The following is a 16,292-nucleotide window of genomic DNA, read 5'->3' as shown; positions in this document are numbered from 1 at the left end:
CCTGATCCAGTTTTTAGGCCGTTAAATAGTATGTCACTTCGTCTTGACAAAATGCCAGACACCGCCCGCTATGCCCGCAAAAAGCAGGCACACGGTGCGAATATTATTGGCTAGTAGTTGATCCCCGGTTACTTCAACGCCAAACAAAAATATCGCGAAGAGCAGGATCCACACCGCCAAAGGCAGCGCGACCACGAAGGGATTCGAGCTCCACAGCCGCGCCGTTTTGGTCAGCACGTGGTTGAACAGGAACGCCACCACGATGGTAATCGGGAACGGTACCGGCCCAATCCACGCGTTGAGGTAGACCACCTCCAGCAGACAGGACAGCGCCGCCCCGAGGCACAGCCACGTCAGCCCACCGACGGCCTCGGCCCGCGTGAAGTCGGTGCGGATAACCGCCTCCTCGCCGCTCATGAGTCTAGCTCCCCCAGCAGCCCACGGATGCCCTCGCCGAGCGGCGACGGGCCTTGGGCGAGCTGGAAGGACTCGGTGCGCGGCAGCGGCATCAGCAGGCGGTTGGACAGCGCGTAGCCGGTGGGCACCTCGGCCGGGTTGGTGGCTTGCACCCAGGCGGGTTCCGGGTTGGTCTCGGTGACGGTGCCGTCGCCGAGCCAGATCTGGGTCGCGTGGGCGGCCATCGCGCGCCGCTTGGCCTGGTAGGCGGCCGGGGTGAGCCGGACCTTGAGATCGGCGCCGGCGTTGGTGAAGTTGTCTAGGTAATCGGCGATCGGCAGCTGCCAGCCCTCCGGAACGCGCAGGGTCTCCAGCGCCCCCAGCGTCAGCTCGCGCTCGTAGATGGCCCACCACACCCGGGGCACGGCCCATCCGGCCTGCTCTAGCGCCTGGTGGGTAGCCTGGTGCACCGCGATGTGGTCGGGGTGCCCGTAACCGCCGTCGGGCCCGTAGGTGATGACGGCATCAGGGCGTAGCTCGTCGATGAGCTGGGCGATGAGCTGCGCCGCCTCCGGGACGCGGTTGACCAGGGCACGTGGGTTGGCGTGGGCGGCGGATCCTGCCATGCCGGAGTCGCGGAACTGGCCGGGCCCGCCCAGCAGCACCGACCGCGCGCCCAGGTGACCGACGGCGGCGTCCAGCTCGCCGATGCGGAAACCTCCCAGCTGGTCGGCCTCGTCCGCCACCAGGTGCTGGTACTTGTCCCCGATGACCTCGCCTTCCTCGCCGAGCGTGGCCGTCGCGACGGTGACCTGCGCGCCGCGCGCGCTCAGCCCGGCGATGGTCCCGCCGGTAAACAGGGTCTCGTCGTCCGGATGCGCGTGGGTCAGCAAGACCCGAAATCCCGACAGGTCCAGGTTAGTCTTCGACACGTTCTCCTTCTTTCCAGGTTGGGGCGGTTTCCAGCGACCACTCGGCCGGCGCGCCCGCGGGGCCGGCGATGCCCCGGCCCACGGCGTGTACCCGGGTTTCGTCGATGATCGGCACGTAGAGGGTCTGGGCCGCATTCAGGGCGCGCACCTGCTCGAGGGCCTGTTCGCCCGTGTATTCGCCTCCCAGGATACGCCCCAGCTGCGCCTCGGCGTCCTCGGGGCAATAGCCGGACAGGTCGCCGCCAGCCTTGTTCTCGGGGCTCGGGCAAACGAAATAGTCGGCGAAGTCCGCCGGCTGCAAGGTCAGGTCGTGCCAGGCGAGGACGGCATCGGCGCGCTCGTTGGGCAGTAGCGTGGAGGTGATGACCGACATCTTCTCCCCGACCACCTCGGCGGCAATGCCCTGGCTGGTGAGCACGTCCACGAGCGCATGGGCGGCGTTGGTGGCGGGCACGTCGGACGGGTCCGCGGCCAGCCGGATGGGCCGGTTCTCGGCGAGCTCGCGCAGCGGGGTGAGATCCGCGCCGGCGGACACCGGGTTGCGGGCCACGGCCAGGTCCGCGCTGCGGCCGGTGGCCAGGCGGGCCAGCTGATCGGTATCGACGAGGCTGGCTAGGGCGCGGCGGACGGAGGCATCGGCAAGCGTGCGGGTGGATAGCTGCAGGCGCAGCTGCCGCAGCCCGGCCTGGGTCTGGGCCTCGACCCCGGGCACCAGGGACAGCGACTCCATGGTGGTCTGCTCCGGCAGGATGTCGGCGAAACCGACCTGGCCGGTGCGCAACATGTTGACCGCCTGCTGGGACGAGCGCATGTAGTGCAGCTCGATCACGTCCAGCTGGGCCGGCTCCGCGCCCCAGTAGCGGTCGTTGCGGTTCAGGGTGATGATGCCGCGGGCGTTGTCCACGGAGGCGACCAGGAAGCGCCCGGCCGAGGCCGGGATGTCGTTGGCCAGGGCAGCGCTAAAGGAGGCGTCGCCCTCCTCCAACAGGTGGGCGGGCAAGAGGTGCTGGAACAGCACGCGCCAGTCAGCCACGCGGGTGGATAGATCCACGGTGACAATCTTGCCGCCGTCGGAGCTGTGCACCGCACTGATCGCCTGGTAGGCGGCCGGGGATTTCACCCCTGGGGCGCTGCGCATCTTCTCCCACAGGTAGCTGAAATCGGCTGAGGTCAGCGGGGTGCCATCGGACCACTGGGCGGCCGAGGAAATCTCGTAGCGCAGGCGCTGGGCCACGCCCTCCGGGGCCTCGACTTCCTCGGCGGAGTCCACCACGTCGGTATCTAGCTGGTCCCCATGGAAAACCGACGGCAGCACGAGGTCGGCGATGTCTTCAACGAGCTGCTGGTTGTCCGCCAAGAGGTGCGGGTTCAACCCGGCCTGGAGCGGGTCGACGCCGACGGCCACGCGCGAGCGCTCGGTGGGCTCGGGCGGCGGGTTGGTCGTCGTCGAGGTGGTAGAGGGCTCCGACGGGGCCTCTTCGACCACCGGCGGCGGGCCCGGGTTCGCCGCGCACGCACTGAGAACGCCGCCGCCCAGCAGCCCGGCGCTCAGCAGCGCGATCGCGCCGCGAAACGGCTTTGTCACCGGTGCACCTGCCTTCTAGAAAGAAATAAATCCCGCCCCACTTTAGTGCAGTAGGGGCGGGATGAGGTAGTTAACGCTCGGGCGAACTACTTATTGAGCTGCTTGTTGCGGGAGGCCGCGCGCTTGCGGTCGGTCGCGGACAGAATCACCTTGCGCACGCGCAGGGCGTTCGGGGCGACCTCGACGCACTCGTCGGTGCCACAGAACTCGAGGGCCTCTTCCAGGCTCAGGGTGTGGGCCTTGGCGAGGGTGACCGTGGCGTCGGCGGTGGCCGAGCGCATGTTGGTCAGCTTCTTTTCCTTCGTGATGTTGATGTCAATGTCCTCATCACGGTTGTTGGCACCGACGACCATGCCCTCGTAGGCCTCGTCGCCCGGCTCCACGAAGAAGCTGCCGCGGTCGGCCAGCTGGGTCAGCGCGTACTGGGTGATCTGGCCGGTGCGGTCGGCGACCAGGGAGCCGGTCGGGCGGGACTTGATCTCGCCGGCCCAGACGTCCAGGCCGTCGGAGATGGAGTTGGCGATGCCCGCGCCGCGGGTCTCCGTCATGAACTGGGTGCGGAAGCCGATGAGGCCGCGGGCCGGGATGCGGAAGACCATGCGGACCCAGTCGCCTTCGCGCACGTCCATGGACTGCATCTGGCCCTTGCGGGTGGCCATCAGCTGGGTGACCGCACCCTGGTGCTCGGAGGGCACGTCGATGGTGATCAGCTCGTAGGGCTCGTGGACCTTGCCGTCGATCTCCTGGGTGACGACCTGCGGCTTGCCGATGGTCAGCTCGAAGCCCTCGCGGCGCATGGACTCGATGAGCACGGACAGCGCCATCTCGCCGCGGCCCTGGACCTCCCAGGCGTCCGGGCGCTCGGTCGGCAGGACGCGCAGGGAGACGTTACCGATGAGCTCCTGGTCCAGGCGGGCCTTGACCAGGCGGGCGGTCAGCTTGTCGCCGCCGCCACGGCCGGCCATCGGCGAGGTGTTCACGCCGATGGTCATGGAGATGGCCGGCTCGTCGACAGTGATGCGCGGCAGGGCCTCCGGGTGCTCCGGGTCCGCGATGGTGTCGCCGATCATGATGTCGGAGATGCCGGAGATGGCCACGATGTCGCCGGCGATGGCGTCCTCGGCCGGCTGGCGCTCGAAGCCAACGGTGCGCAGCAGCTCCGCGACCTTGACGGTCTTGGTGTGCTGGTTGCCCTCGTCGTCGTAGTGGATCCAGGCGACCTGCTGGCCCTTCTTGATGGTGCCGGAGTAGATACGCAGCAGCGCGATACGGCCCAGGAAGTCGGAGGAGTCCAGGTTGGTCACGTGCGCCTGCAGCGGGGCGTCGATGGTGGCCGACGGCTCCGGCAGGACGTCGTAGATGACGTCGAAGAGCGGCTGCAGGTCCTCACCGGCAGGCACGTTGCCGTCGCCCGGGTTCTCGGTGGAGGCGATGCCGGCACGACCGGAGGCGTAGAGCACCGGCAGGTCGAGCAGCTCCTCGGCGGCGGCCGCGGCCTCCGGATCGTCCAGGCCGGCGGCGATTTCCAGCAGGAGGTCCTGGGATTCGGTGACGACCTCGTCGATGCGGGCGTCCGGGCGGTCGGTCTTGTTGACCGCGATGATGACCGGCAGCTTGGCCTCCAGGGCCTTGGTCAGCACGAAGCGGGTCTGCGGCAGCGGGCCCTCGGAGGCATCGACCAGCAGGACCACGCCGTCGACCATGGAGATACCGCGCTCGACCTCGCCGCCGAAGTCGGCGTGGCCCGGGGTGTCGATGACGTTGATAATAAGGTCGGCGCCATCCTTGCCCTTACCCTTACGGATAATCGCGGTGTTCTTGGCCAGGATGGTAATGCCGCGCTCTTTTTCCTGGTCGTTGGAGTCCATGACACGGTCCGTGTGTTCGCCGTGTTCGCCGAAAGCGCCGGACTGCTCCAGCATGCCGTTGACCAGGGTGGTTTTGCCATGGTCAACGTGGGCGACGATGGCGACGTTACGGAACTCAGTATGGGTCACGAATCGATTCTCCTTCAATGGAATCTCGGGTTTCCCGCTTTCCTTGCCGGGAGCAGGCTCTTGCCGCCCAGGCTCCCAGGAACGGGACATTTTTCAACGGGGTACTACGATACCCCGCCTGCTGGTTCGCTGCAGAATTGGCCACCGAAAAACCGCCCAAAATTATCCCCGCCGCCCTCCCGGCCCCCGCAGCGGCTTCCGCATTTGCCCCGCGCTGGGATGTGTAACGAAACCATTACATTCGACGAAAGATGAAGTAATAGTCAAGTTTCCAGTTGACTGTTGCCAAAAATTGAATACTGTTACTACAGGTGAAGTTGTTACGGCTGTAACTAATGTGACTCAGGAGGCTTGCAGACACAAATCCCGGGGTCAGATTAGTCACCGCCGGACAACGACTTCTTTACTAGAACTTATCCCCCACCCAAGGACTGCGTTCATCGTGACCATTTCCTCTGCGGACCACGCCAACCACCCGCGCCGCCGGAACTCGACGTCCCGCCTCGGCCGCGCGGCAGCCATGTCAGCCGCGACCGCCGGCCTTATCGGCGCCCTCGTTGCCATGGTCTCCCCCGCCGAGGCCGCCGCGCAGGTACCGGCGCCCGCCGCCTCGGCCGCGTCGTCCGCCGCCGAGCTGAGCGCGCAGTTCGAAGACGCCGTCGGCTCCTCGCTGCCGGTGGATCACTTGGGCCGGCCCACCCCGCAGGCGGCCGCGCAGGTGCGCGACTTCGCCTACCAGCCGTGGATGCCGGAGGACGCGCGCAACGCCATCCTGGCCGCGCTGGCTTATACCACCGGCCAGGGCGGCGGCGAGGCCGGCGTGGAGATGCCCGTCGGCGGCCCGAACTTCCGCCAGTTCTACTGGCCGACCGTCTCCGGCCGCTGCATCGGCGGCACGCAGGACTCCGTCGGGTCTGCCATCGCGGTGCCCGGTCCGACCAAGATCCCCACCCCTGGCGCGGGCGCCGGCGAGACCGCCTTCCTGTTCACCGCCATGGGCACCCAGGCGGCCACGCCCAACCAGGGCCAGATGAACGTCCACTGGTTCAACCTGAACAACTTCCGCAGCGGCGTTACCGCGCTGGGCGACCACGGGATTAACCCGGACGGCCCGGCGACCATCTCGGGCCGCGCCGCCACCGGCCCCGGCACCGTCGTCGCCCTGCTCAGCGGCGCCGTCAACACCGAGGAGGGCAGCTGCCGCTTCGCCCCCACCGCCGCCATCGTGGAGGTTAATTAAAGCTATGAGCGTTGACTTGCATCCCGTGAAGGAAGAAACCTTCGACACGCGCGGCGATTTCAACATCGATCCGAAGGGCTTTAACCGCCCGGTCGACCGCTACGAGCGCACCGATTTCGGCCTCTACATGGGCCGCGGCGCCGACCACCCGTGCTTCGGCTACCTGGAGTCCTGGCTCCTGCCGGAACTGCGCCTGCGCGCCAACATCTTCCACTTCCGCCCCGGCGTCGAGCACTCCCAGGACTTCTACTTCGACATCGCAGATATCTCGGTGACCGACGACGTGTGGTCCACTCGTGACCTCTACGTCGACTTGGTCTCCCTGACCGGCCGCCCGGTCGAGGTCTTGGACATCGACGAGCTCGCGGCCGCCACCTCCGCCGGTTACCTCACCGCCGAGGAGGCCGAGGGCGCTATCGATGCCACCCTGACCGCGGTCGAGGGCATCACCCGCCACCGCGACGACGCCATGGAGTGGCTGCACCAGCTGGGCTTCCCGCTCACGTGGGCCGACGAGGTAGAGCTCGTGCCCGCCGGCAACGCCTAAGCACTCTAGCGTCGCAAGTGTTGCAGCCGCCGGGGATCCGGGGTAGATTGCAATCGTTTTAGCTGTTGATTTTTGCTTAAAATTCTTGCTTTCGCCTTTATTCGCCTAGCACTGTTCGGAGAGTGGTTTCATGGCCGGTGGCCTTCTTGCCTTGTTCGATGACATCGCGCTGATCGCGCGTTCGGCGGCCTCGTCGATCGACGACGTCGCCGCGCTGACGGGCAAGACCTCCGCCAAGGCCGTCGGCGTGGTGGTCGACGACGCCGCCGTGACCCCGCAATACGTCGCCGGCGTGGACCCCAAGCGCGAGCTGCCGATGATCTGGCGCATCACCAAGGGCTCCCTGGTCAACAAGCTCATCATCATCCTGCCGGTGGCCCTCCTGCTGTCCTGGCTGGCCCCCTGGGCGCTGACCCCCATCCTGATGCTGGGCGGTTGCTACCTGTGCTTCGAGGGCGCCCACAAGATCGCCGCGAAGCTGCTGCCGGGCATGCAGGATCAGGAAACGCCGGTGCGCGAGTCCGGCCCGGAGGCTGAGGATTCCCTCGTCTCCTCGGCCATCCGCACCGATCTCATTCTCTCGGCCGAGATCATGGTCATCGCTCTCAACGAGCTGATGGAGGAGTCCTTCGGGCTGCGCGTGGTCACGCTGATCACCATCGCCATCGTCTTCACCCTGGGCGTCTACGGCGCTGTGGCCGTGCTGGTCAAGATGGATGACATCGGCCTGCGCTTGCTCGAGCGCCGCGAGGGCAATTCCTTCGTGGGCAAGGCCCTGGTCAAGGGCATGCCCTACGTATTGCACATCATCGGCATCATCGGCACCGCCGCGATGCTGTGGGTCGGCGGCCACATCCTGACCTCCGGCCTGGCCGAGTTCGGCTTGAGCGCGCCCGCCGATGCCGTCCACCACTTAAGCCAGCTGGTCCCCGCCGGCGTGCTGGAGTGGCTGGTCGATACCGCCGGCTCGATGGTCTTCGGTTTCATGGGCGGCGCCATCATCGTCGCCGTCGTCGAAGGTATTCAGCATGTCCGGGCGGCCAAGTAGCACCACCCGTAGCACGCGGCTGAAATCCCGGCTTTCCTACTTGGCCCTGCTGGTCGCGAGCGGTATTTCCGCCGGCCTGGTCGGCATGGCCATGACGCTGTTCGTCGACGCCCTCCTGTTGGTGGGCGCGCACGACGATCCGGGCCCTGCCCACTGGCTAACCGTCGTCGGCGTGCCGTCCGCCGGCGGGCTGCTGGCCGGGGCCGGCTGGTGGTGGCTGCGCCGCGGCGGTCCCGTGCGCACCGTGGACGACGCGTTAAGCGGCGGCCGGGGCCTGCCGCTAGGCCGCACGCTAGCCGATGCCGCCTTCCAACTGCTCGCCGCCGGCACGGGCAGCTCCATCGGCCGGGAGAACGCCCCGCGCCAGGGTGCGGCCGCCCTCGCCGCGGCCTTCCCCCGGAAAGACGGCCATACCGACAGCGTCGTTCGCGAGCTGTTGCCTATCGCCGCCGGCGCCGGGCTGGGCGCGGTCTATAACGTCCCGCTGGCCGGGGCCATCTTCGCCTTCTCCGTAATGCGGATAACCCCCACCTTCCGCACGGTGTGCTCCGCGCTGGCGGTTTCCGGGCTGGCGACCGTAACCGCCTGGCCGGTGGTGGGCCACCAGGCTTTCTATACGCTGCCCGACTTCTCCCCCAGCCGCGGGCTCGTCCTGGCGGCCGTGGGCTGGATGGTGGTGGTGATGCCGCTGGCCGGCGGCATCGGCGGCGCTTTCGCAGCCGGCGCGGACTGGGCCGGCCGCAACCGCACCCCGCCGCGGTGGTACCTGCCGCTTTCCGTCGGCGCGGCCGGGGCGGCCGTGGGCGCCTGCGCGCTGGTCTTGCCGCCCGTGCCGGGCAACGGCTTCGATATCATCCAGCTCACGCTGCACCTGGGCGGCAGCGGCGCGCTCTTTGCCTGCCTGCTGGTGGCCAAACCTGTCCTGACGGTGCTCTGCCTGCGCTGCGGGGCCGTGGGCGGCACGCTCACGCCCGCACTGGCCACGGGGGCATCGCTGGGCGGGGCCGCCGCCTTCTTCTTTCATTGGGCCGGCCTGCCGTGGATGGACAGCGAATACTCGATCATCACCTGCGCGCTCATCGGCGCCGCCGCAGTGCTGGCGGTCACTCAGCGGGCTCCCCTCTTCGCCGCCGTCATCACCTGGGAACTGACCGCGGCCCCGCTGTGGCTGGTCGGCCCAATTGTCGTCTCGGCGCTGGGCTCGTTCTACCTCGCCCGCGGGGCGCGGCGGGCGGCGGCTGCGCGCAAGACTCCTACAGGAACAGCAGCAGCGACAGCGCCATGATGGCCATGCCCGCGATGACGCCGTAGATGGCGAAGTGGTGCTTGCCGGTTTCCTCGGCCGTCGGCAGCAGCTCGTCCAGGCTGATAAAGACCATGGTGCCGGCGATGGCGGCGAAGCTAATGCCCATCGTCGCCGGTCCCAGCAGCGGCATCAGGAGCACGAAACCGATAAGCGCGCCCATAGGCTCAGCTAAGCCGGAGACCAGCGCCCACCAGAAGCCCTTGGCGCGCGAGCCGGTCGCCTCCCGCAGCGGCACGGCCACGGCGATGCCCTCGGGGATGTTGTGGATGGCAATCGCCACCGCGACGGGCAGCGCGACCTGGACGTCCTCGAGGCCGGCCAGGAAGGTGGCAAAACCCTCCGGGAAGTTGTGGATGGCCAGCGCGCCGGCGGTGAACACCCCGGTCTTCATGAGCCGGCGGCGGCGAGCGGCTTCCTCGGTGGTGCCGGGCTCGTGCGGGTTAATTTCCTCCGGCACCAGGCGGTCGATGATCGCGATGACGGCAATGCCTGCGAAGAACGCGCCGACGGCCGCCCAGGTCCCGGCGCGCGCGTCGGCGAAGGCCTCGGTGAGCTGCTCTTTGCCCTCCGGGAGGATCTCGACGAAGGAGACGTACAGCATCACGCCGGCCGACAAGCCCAGGGCCCCGGCCATGAAGCCGGGGCCCGGGTTGCGGCGGCTGACGGCAATGGCGCCACCGATCGCGGTGGACAGGCCGGCCAGCAGCGCCAGCCCGAAGGCGAAGGCGATGGTGGGCAGATCGTGCATGCCCACTACCTTAAAGGCCCGGCCTTTCCCCCGCCGTTATTAGTCCGACTTAACTCCGCCGTCGCCTTCCGGCTCGACGCCGCTGTTGTCCTCGGCGATGTACTCGCCGGTCTCGTAGTCGTAGCCGACGGCGTTGCCCTCCTCGTCGGTGCGGGTGTACCACTCGGTGACCTCGTCCGCGGTGGAGTCGAAGTCGGCGCCGGTGGCGTAGTCGGACTCGGAGGGGGTCGGCTCGATGGTCAGGGCGAAGTCGTCGCCGTAGTCGCGCACGCCGTGGACGACGGCGTTGGAGATCGCCTGGGACTCGTAGTGGGCACGGATGCTCATCGGGTCGTTGCGCAGTTCGCGCACCAAGGCCACGCACATGGCCACGATGATGACGGCGAAGGGCAGCGCGGTAATCGTAATGAGGTTCTGCAGGCCCTGCAGGGCGTTGCGACCGCCGGCCAGCAGGATCACCACGGCGATGCCGGCCATACACAGCACCCAGAAGATGGTGATCCAGGGCTTGGGCCGCGGGTTGCCCTTCTGCGTCATCTGCGAGTTGACCAGCGAGGCCGAGTCCGCGGTGGTCACGAAGAAGACCGCGAGCATCACCATCACCAGCGGCGCGACGATTTCGGTACCGGGGAGCTTATCCAGCACCACGAAGAAGATCTCCTCCGGCGCGGGCATGGACTCGGCGGTGCCGTCGGGAGCCACGGCGTTGGACTGGCGCTGCAGCCAGATGGTGGTCCCGCCCAGGATGGTGTAGGCGCCCACGATGATGGCGGACGGGATAAAAAGCACGCCCAGGATGTACTGGCGGATGGTGCGCCCGCGCGAAATCTTGGCCACAAAGACGCCGACGAACGGCGCCCAGGACACCCACCAGGCCCAGTAGAACGTGGTCCAGGCCGAGAGGTAGGCCTGCATCTCTTCGCCCTCGCCCATGTTCGCGGCCAGCATGTCCGGCATGGAGCCGACGTACTCGACGACCACGGCCGGCAGCATATTGGCCAAAAACGCGGTCGGGCCGACCACGAAGAAGAAGATCGCCAGGCCGAGCGCCAGGGCCAGGTTGATGTTGGACAGCCAACGGATGCCGCGGGCCACGCCCGAGACCGCCGAGGCGATGGTGCCGACCGAGAGCACCATGATGATGACCAGCGCCAGGGCGTTGCCCTCCGGCGACCAGCCGGTGACCACCTCGACGCCGCGGCTAATCTGCAGCGCGCCGATGCCGAGCGTCGCCGCCGTACCGAACAGCGTGGCGATGATCGCCAGGCCGTCGATAACCCGGGCCTGCCAGGAGTCGTTCTTCTTGGTTCCCAGCAGCGGCAACAGGATGGAGCTCATCAGCGGCACGCGCCCGCGGCGGTAGGACACATAAGCCACGGCGAGGCCGACGATGGCGTAGATGGCCCAGGCATTCAATCCCCAGTGCATGGCCGCCTGTGCCATCGCGCCCATCATGGCTTCCTCACTGGCGGCCTCGTAGGCCCCGGGCCGCGGCGAGAGGTAGTGGCTGAGCGGCTCGTAGGGGCCGAAGAAGATGATGCCAATGCCGATGCCGGCGCCAAAGAGCATGGCCGCCCAGCTGACCGTGGAGAACTCCGGCTTTTCCCCGTCCACGCCGAGCGGGATGCGCCCGTAGCGGGAAAACGCCAGGATGAGGAGCAGGAAGACCAGCCCGATGGCCAGCACGGTAAAGATCCAGCCCAGGTTCGTCATGACCCATTCGAGGGCGACCGAGGATGCATCGAAAACCTGCTGCGGGGCCAGCACGCCCCAGATGATAAACGCCACGATGAGGCCGCCGACCACCACCAGGATGGGTTTGTCCACCCCGTACTTGATCTTCTGGTCCTCGATGGACACGCCCGGCACCAGCGCCGGGTGGATGTTGTGCGGGTAGATGATGTCCTTGAGCACCCGCTTGGCCTGCGGCAGGCGGCCTGGCTTGCGGTTGTGCCCGGCGCCGCGCTGGGCCGAAACCGGTTCCGACCCTACGCCGGCGTCGGACGATGATGAAGGTTCTTGCTGCGAGATGAGGATCCTCCTTGCCCTAGACACTCGATTCCCGAGTGGATAAAAGAGTGGACAGAACACATAAGTCGATACTTCTGTGGCGTATACCATAACGCACTGTGTGCTGGACTTCTCCACTTTGGGCGAACGTCCACCCTAGTAATCGGGTAAAGGCGGCGGAGGCCTCGATAGACTGTCTGGCAGTGAGGGCTTGCCGCTCAGCTTTCGGCTGGTTCTGGCTGAGCCCACCCGTTTCTCAAAGCAACCGCAGGAGCGCCGCCTTATGCGTAACTACCATCTGCCCGCCCAGTTCCTTGGCGTGGAGCACCTGGCCCTCCTGGATCACCTCATCCCCGCCGCGGTGCTGAGCCTGCCCGGCCTGGCGCACGAGCCGCAGGTCTTAGAGGTTAGCCTGGAGCCCCTGCCTACCGGCTGGCGGGTCCGGGCCGCCGTGGGCATCATCGCCACCATCACCGCGGAAGAAGCGGTGGCCTTCCCCTCCCTGGAGCGCCTGCGGCGCGCCGGGCTGGTGCCCACCACGTGGGCGCAGTGCGAGATTGCCGACGGCCAGGTCGAGGTCGGCATCCACCTGGGCCCGGACGAATGGTTGGTCCCCGTCAACACGGTGCCGGCCCAGGCAGCGCTCCTCGACGGCGGCCAGCCCGCCGCGGTGGATACCTCCCGCGGGGACCTGCCGGACGATTTCGCGGCGCGCAGCCGCGCCTGCCAGCTCATCGTGCGCGTGGACAGGCAGGCCGCGGAGCTCATCGCCAGCACCGAAGACCACGTCTTAGGCACCATCGGGGCCCCGGCCGACTACCCGGCGCTGACCGCAGCTCTCGATGCCGCGGGTGACCGCTCCGTCTGTGCGCGTGCCTATGTGGCCGACGGCAGCATCGCCGTCGATGTCCCCGCCGACGCAGAAGCGCTGCGCTTTCGCCCCGTCCCGCCTGCGCTGCCGGACGCGCAGGCCTGGCCGGCCCGCCCGCAGCCGGTCCCCCAGGTCTGGGACGTCACTCTCGATTGCGCCGCCTTCCCCCTGCCCACCCCGGGCGGGCGGCCGGTTTTAGGGCCCGATGCTCCCGACGAGGAGGAGGTCCCCAGGAGCGCCTTCGGGCCTTTCCCGAAGCTGCACCACGACCCGCCGGCGCAGGACTAGCGCCTCCCGCTAGCGCAGCTCGCGGTGCCCGGCGTCGATCCGGCGGGTCACCCGCTGGGCATCGAAGTGGTCGAGCACCGGGATGACCACGCGGCGGGTGGTGCCCAGCGCCTGGCGCGCCTGCGAGGTCGTAAACGGCTGGTCCAGCTCGCCCAGGCGGGCCTTGGCCCACTCCAGACTGGCCGGCACCAACACCACCCCGCCGCCCAGGCGCACCACGCGCCCGGCGCGCTCGGCAGCGGCCAGCTCCTTCGCGCCCAGCCCCCAGGCCTCCAGGTCGCCGGCCTCGGGCGCCGCACAGGGGGCATCGGCCAGCTGCTTTTCCAGCTTGGCGATGCCTTCTTCCGCCGCGCCGAGGCCCGCCTGGCGCCCCGGCAGGCTCAGCAGCCCGTCGGCGGAACTGACCTTCGCCGCGGCGATGACGACGTCGAGAAGCTCCTCGCCGGGCAAGGCCAACAGGTGGACCGCGGCCACGCGCGGCATGCCGGCGGCCAGCGGGTTGTCGGCGAAATAGGCCTCGAGTGCGCCCAGCAGCTCGGTCTTCCACTCCGTGACCGCGCGGGCGGCAATCCACCACCCGCGGAAGGCGACCACGCCGGCCGGTCGGTTGTCCGTATCCAGGCCCTGGCGGGCCAGGTCCTCGACGCGCACGGCCTTGCGGCGACGTACCTGTTCCCCGGCGTCGCTGGCATCGGTAATGCCCGCCAGCACCTGGCCGCGCCGGGTCCCGTCCCCGCGTCGGTTGAGCTCCGGCGGGGCGACGTCGATGACCTCGACGCCGGCCAGCACGTGGCGCGCGCCCGAGCCGCGCAGGATGAGGCGGTCCCCGACCACGACCGGTAGCGGCTCCGGCAGCTGCAGGCGGGCGTGCTGGGCGTCGAAGGGCCGCACGTGCACACCCACCCCGGCGCTGCCCAGATGGGCGACGACCTCCTGCGGGACCTCGTCCAGGCCCCGGCCCGTGGTGCGGCGCACGTCGATAACGCGGGTGGCCTCCCACTTGCCCGGGGTGGCCAGCACGTCGCCGCGGTGGATGGTGCCGGCGTCGATGCCGCGCAGGTTCACCGCCACCCGGCTGACCGGCTGGGCAAGGTCGATGGCGGAGTTCTCACTGTGCAGCCCGCGCACCTCGACCTCGCGCACGCCGGTGGCCTGGAACAGGCTGAGAGTGTCCCCGGGCCGCAGGGTGCCGGCCACCAGGGTGCCGGTGACCACGGTGCCCGCGCCGGTGATGCTAAACGACCGGTCGATCCACAACCGCACGGCGGCTGCCGGGTCCGGTTCCGGCCCGACCAGGCCGTCGAGGGCCTCGCGCAGCTTGTCGATGCCCTCGCCCGTGACCGCCGAGACCTCCACCACCGGCGCCTGCGCCAGCGGCGTGCCGGCCAGCTCCCGCTGGACCTGGGCGGCGGTGTTAGCCCGCTGTTGCGCGTCCGCCTTGTCCGCGCGGCTTAAGACCACCACCGCGCGCTCGATACCCAGCGCCACCGCGGCGTCGCGGTGATCGCTGCTCTGGGCCTGCCAGCCCTCGTCCGCGGCGACGACGAAGAGCAGGATGGGCGCCGGCCCCAGGCCGATGGGCCCCAGCCCGGCCAGCATGTTGCCCAGGAAACGCTCGTGCCCGGGCACGTCGACGAAGGCGACGTCTTCCCCGCTGGGCAGCGTGGTCCACGCAAAGCCCAGGTCGATGGTCAGCCCGCGGCGCTTTTCTTCCTCCCAGCGGTCCGGCTCCATGGTGGTCAGCGCTTTGACCAGGGTGGATTTGCCGTGATCGACGTGTCCGGCAGTGGCGATGACCTGCATCTAGATAGCCTCCTTCAGGGCCGCGAGCAAGGTGGGATCTTCTCCGGGCGGCACGCAGCGCAGATCCACCAGGCAGCGCCCGTCGTGGACGCGCGCGAGCACCGCCGGGCTGCCCTTGCGCAGGCGCCCCGCCACCTTGTCGTCTAAGGCGATGGCGTAGCCGGGCAGCGGGTACTCCGGCGCCCCGCCGCCGCCCACGCGCCCGGCGTGCTCGACGACCTGCGCGCCCAGCTCCGCGGCCATCGCCTCCGTGCGGGCTTTCAGCGACTCGGCGCTGACGTGCAGCGCGTCCGCGACGGCGTTGCTCGGCGTGTTCAGCGCGGCCTCTAAGGCGTTGAGCCGCAGCTTGTCCACCCGCAGCGCCCGGGCCAGCGGGTGCTTCTTCATGCAGGCGATGGCCTCCCGAGTGCCGAGCAGAATCCCGGCCTGGGGGCCGCCCAGCAGCTTGTCCCCGGAGGCGATGACCACGTCCGCGCCGGCCGCCAATTGGGCGTGCAGGTCGGGCTCGTCCGGCAGCGTCGCGTCCGGGGTCAGAAGGCCCGATCCCAAGTCCACGATGAGGCGGACGCCATGCTCCTGCGCGACCGGGCGCAGCTGCTCCACCGAGACCGCGCTAGTAAAGCCGGTGATCCGGAAGTTCGAGGGGTGCACCTTCAAGATGGCGCCGGTCTCCGGACCAATGACTCCGACGTAGTCGTGGAGGTGGGTCCGGTTCGTCGCCCCGATCTCGCGCAGGCGCACGTGCGAGGACTCGATGAGCTCCGGTAGGCGGAAGCCCGCGCCGATTTCGATGAGCTCTCCCCGCGAGATAATCACTTCCTGGTGCGGGGCCAGCGCCGCAGTAGCCAGCAGCAGGGCGGCCGCGCCGTTGTTTACGATGAGCGCGTCCTCAGCCGCCGGGCACGCCGCAAGCAGCGCATTGACCGCCCCGCGTCCGCGGTGCTTAGAGCGCAAGCCCGTCTTGAGATCCAGCTCCACGTCGGTGTAGCCGGCGGCGGCGACCAGGGCATCGACGGCCGCGGGCGGCAAGGGGGCGCGTCCCAGGTTCGTGTGCACGATAACGCCCGTGGCGTTAATGACCGGCCGCAGCGAATACGGCTGGGCGCTGCCGACTCGCCGGGCGACCTCGCTCGCCACGTCCTCCGGCGGCACCTGCCCGCGGCGGGCCTGGTTGAGGACACCGTCGACGATGCTGCGAATCACCGGCTCAGCCACGTGCGCCCGGGCCTGCTCGACCTCGGGCAGTTTCAGCAGTTCATCGGTGCGCGGGATGTTGCGGCGCGGGTCAGTCACGGCACTCCTGGATAAAAATAAGCTTATTGGCGGAGACGGACAGGAATCGAACCTGCCAGACCGAGATACTCGGCCTCACCGGTTTTGAAGACCGGGGCGCCCACCAGGACGCAGACGCCTCCACCGGAGACTCTACCAAGCACCCCCGCGGCCAACACCAGCGCCCGCCTGCCTAGGTGCGCCCTTCGCGGTCACCAGCGCGAGCAAAGTGCACACTTTCCTGCTCCC

At 68.7% G+C, this 16,292-nt stretch carries 13 protein-coding genes and 1 tRNA gene; 5 read left to right on the top strand and 9 right to left on the bottom strand.

From position 1 onward, the window contains the following. Positions 1-33: 33 nt before the first annotated feature. The 4 genes from ACEE23_RS03660 to typA all read right to left on the bottom strand — a co-directional run bounded on the left by ACEE23_RS03660 (position 34) and on the right by typA (position 4,910). A complete protein-coding gene (locus ACEE23_RS03660; RefSeq protein WP_368519598.1) occupies positions 34-417 on the bottom strand; it encodes a hypothetical protein in 384 nt (127 codons plus the stop codon). Beyond that, positions 414-1,328, bottom strand: a complete 915-nt coding sequence (gene mshB, locus ACEE23_RS03655) for an N-acetyl-1-D-myo-inositol-2-amino-2-deoxy-alpha-D-glucopyranoside deacetylase (RefSeq protein ID WP_368521034.1) — start codon at positions 1,326-1,328, stop codon at positions 414-416. The genes ACEE23_RS03660 and mshB overlap by 4 nt, the downstream gene beginning before the upstream one ends. Continuing rightward, positions 1,315-2,913 carry an ABC transporter family substrate-binding protein gene (locus ACEE23_RS03650; protein WP_368521033.1) on the bottom strand — a complete coding sequence of 533 codons (1,599 nt, stop codon included), beginning with the start codon at positions 2,911-2,913 and terminating at the stop codon, positions 1,315-1,317. The genes mshB and ACEE23_RS03650 overlap by 14 nt, the downstream gene beginning before the upstream one ends. An 86-nt stretch (positions 2,914-2,999) precedes the next feature. Then, positions 3,000-4,910: a translational GTPase TypA gene (gene typA, locus ACEE23_RS03645; RefSeq protein WP_368519595.1), complete on the bottom strand. Its 1,911-nt coding sequence runs from the start codon at positions 4,908-4,910 to the stop codon at positions 3,000-3,002. A 520-nt stretch (positions 4,911-5,430) separates the two neighbouring features. On the opposite strand from typA, the gene ACEE23_RS03640 reads away from it, so the two are divergent. The 4 genes from ACEE23_RS03640 to ACEE23_RS03625 all read left to right on the top strand — a co-directional run bounded on the left by ACEE23_RS03640 (position 5,431) and on the right by ACEE23_RS03625 (position 9,030). Continuing rightward, positions 5,431-6,150 carry an Rv1157c family protein gene (locus ACEE23_RS03640; RefSeq protein WP_409338323.1) on the top strand — a complete coding sequence of 240 codons (720 nt, stop codon included), beginning with the start codon at positions 5,431-5,433 and terminating at the stop codon, positions 6,148-6,150. A 4-nt stretch (positions 6,151-6,154) separates the two neighbouring features. Next, entirely contained in the window at positions 6,155-6,697 is a 543-nt protein-coding gene (locus ACEE23_RS03635; RefSeq protein WP_368521031.1) for a DUF402 domain-containing protein, read from the top strand. A 130-nt stretch (positions 6,698-6,827) separates the two neighbouring features. Then, on the top strand, positions 6,828-7,745 hold the full coding sequence (locus ACEE23_RS03630; protein ID WP_368521030.1) for a DUF808 domain-containing protein: 918 nt from the start codon (positions 6,828-6,830) through the stop codon (positions 7,743-7,745). Further along, the gene (locus ACEE23_RS03625) at positions 7,726-9,030 is read left to right on the top strand and encodes a chloride channel protein (protein WP_448872773.1); all 1,305 of its coding nucleotides are present in this window, start codon (positions 7,726-7,728) and stop codon (positions 9,028-9,030) included. Before ACEE23_RS03630 ends, ACEE23_RS03625 begins: the two co-directional genes overlap by 20 nt. Here the strand turns inward: ACEE23_RS03625 and zupT are convergent. Together zupT and ACEE23_RS03615 are read right to left on the bottom strand one after the other, a co-directional pair. Continuing rightward, on the bottom strand, positions 8,999-9,799 hold the full coding sequence (gene zupT, locus ACEE23_RS03620) for a zinc transporter ZupT (RefSeq protein WP_368519591.1): 801 nt from the start codon (positions 9,797-9,799) through the stop codon (positions 8,999-9,001). The two genes, ACEE23_RS03625 and zupT, sit on opposite strands and share 32 nt — an antisense overlap. A 39-nt stretch (positions 9,800-9,838) precedes the next feature. Then, on the bottom strand, positions 9,839-11,731 hold the full coding sequence (locus tag ACEE23_RS03615) for a BCCT family transporter (protein WP_368521110.1): 1,893 nt from the start codon (positions 11,729-11,731) through the stop codon (positions 9,839-9,841). A 361-nt stretch (positions 11,732-12,092) separates the two neighbouring features. Here ACEE23_RS03615 and ACEE23_RS03610 point away from each other — a divergent pair, with 361 nt between their 5' ends. After that, positions 12,093-12,968 (top strand): hypothetical protein, encoded by an 876-nt coding sequence (locus tag ACEE23_RS03610; protein ID WP_368521028.1) that lies wholly within the window; start codon positions 12,093-12,095, stop codon positions 12,966-12,968. Between the two features lie 9 nt (positions 12,969-12,977). On the opposite strand, the gene selB is transcribed toward ACEE23_RS03610, so the two are convergent. From selB to ACEE23_RS03595, 3 genes are all read right to left on the bottom strand, one after another. Then, positions 12,978-14,771, bottom strand: coding sequence for a selenocysteine-specific translation elongation factor (gene selB / locus ACEE23_RS03605; RefSeq protein ID WP_448872770.1), 1,794 nt, complete (start codon positions 14,769-14,771; stop codon positions 12,978-12,980). After that, positions 14,772-16,064, bottom strand: a complete 1,293-nt coding sequence (gene selA / locus ACEE23_RS03600) for an L-seryl-tRNA(Sec) selenium transferase (RefSeq protein ID WP_368521026.1) — start codon at positions 16,062-16,064, stop codon at positions 14,772-14,774. A 27-nt stretch (positions 16,065-16,091) separates the two neighbouring features. After that, positions 16,092-16,186: transfer RNA gene (locus ACEE23_RS03595), tRNA-Sec, on the bottom strand. Positions 16,187-16,292 lie beyond the last annotated feature (106 nt).

Source organism: Corynebacterium sp. 32222D000AT (genome assembly GCF_053546955.1).
The sequence above is the reverse complement of the archived record's forward strand: the minus strand, read 5'-3'. Positions and strand labels throughout refer to the sequence as shown.

Excerpts from the sequence above, each read along its gene's own strand:
- ACEE23_RS03660 (WP_368519598.1), bottom strand. The coding sequence starts at position 417 with ATGAGCGGCGAGGAGGCGGTTATCCGCACCGACTTCACGCGGGCCGAG.
- ACEE23_RS03630 (WP_368521030.1), top strand. The coding sequence starts at position 6,828 with ATGGCCGGTGGCCTTCTTGCCTTGTTCGATGACATCGCGCTGATCGCG.
- ACEE23_RS03610 (WP_368521028.1), top strand. The coding sequence starts at position 12,093 with ATGCGTAACTACCATCTGCCCGCCCAGTTCCTTGGCGTGGAGCACCTG.
- zupT (WP_368519591.1), bottom strand. The coding sequence starts at position 9,799 with ATGCACGATCTGCCCACCATCGCCTTCGCCTTCGGGCTGGCGCTGCTG.
- selB (WP_448872770.1), bottom strand. The coding sequence starts at position 14,771 with ATGCAGGTCATCGCCACTGCCGGACACGTCGATCACGGCAAATCCACC.
- ACEE23_RS03640 (WP_409338323.1), top strand. The coding sequence starts at position 5,431 with ATGTCAGCCGCGACCGCCGGCCTTATCGGCGCCCTCGTTGCCATGGTC.
- ACEE23_RS03625 (WP_448872773.1), top strand. The coding sequence starts at position 7,726 with ATGTCCGGGCGGCCAAGTAGCACCACCCGTAGCACGCGGCTGAAATCC.
- ACEE23_RS03635 (WP_368521031.1), top strand. The coding sequence starts at position 6,155 with ATGAGCGTTGACTTGCATCCCGTGAAGGAAGAAACCTTCGACACGCGC.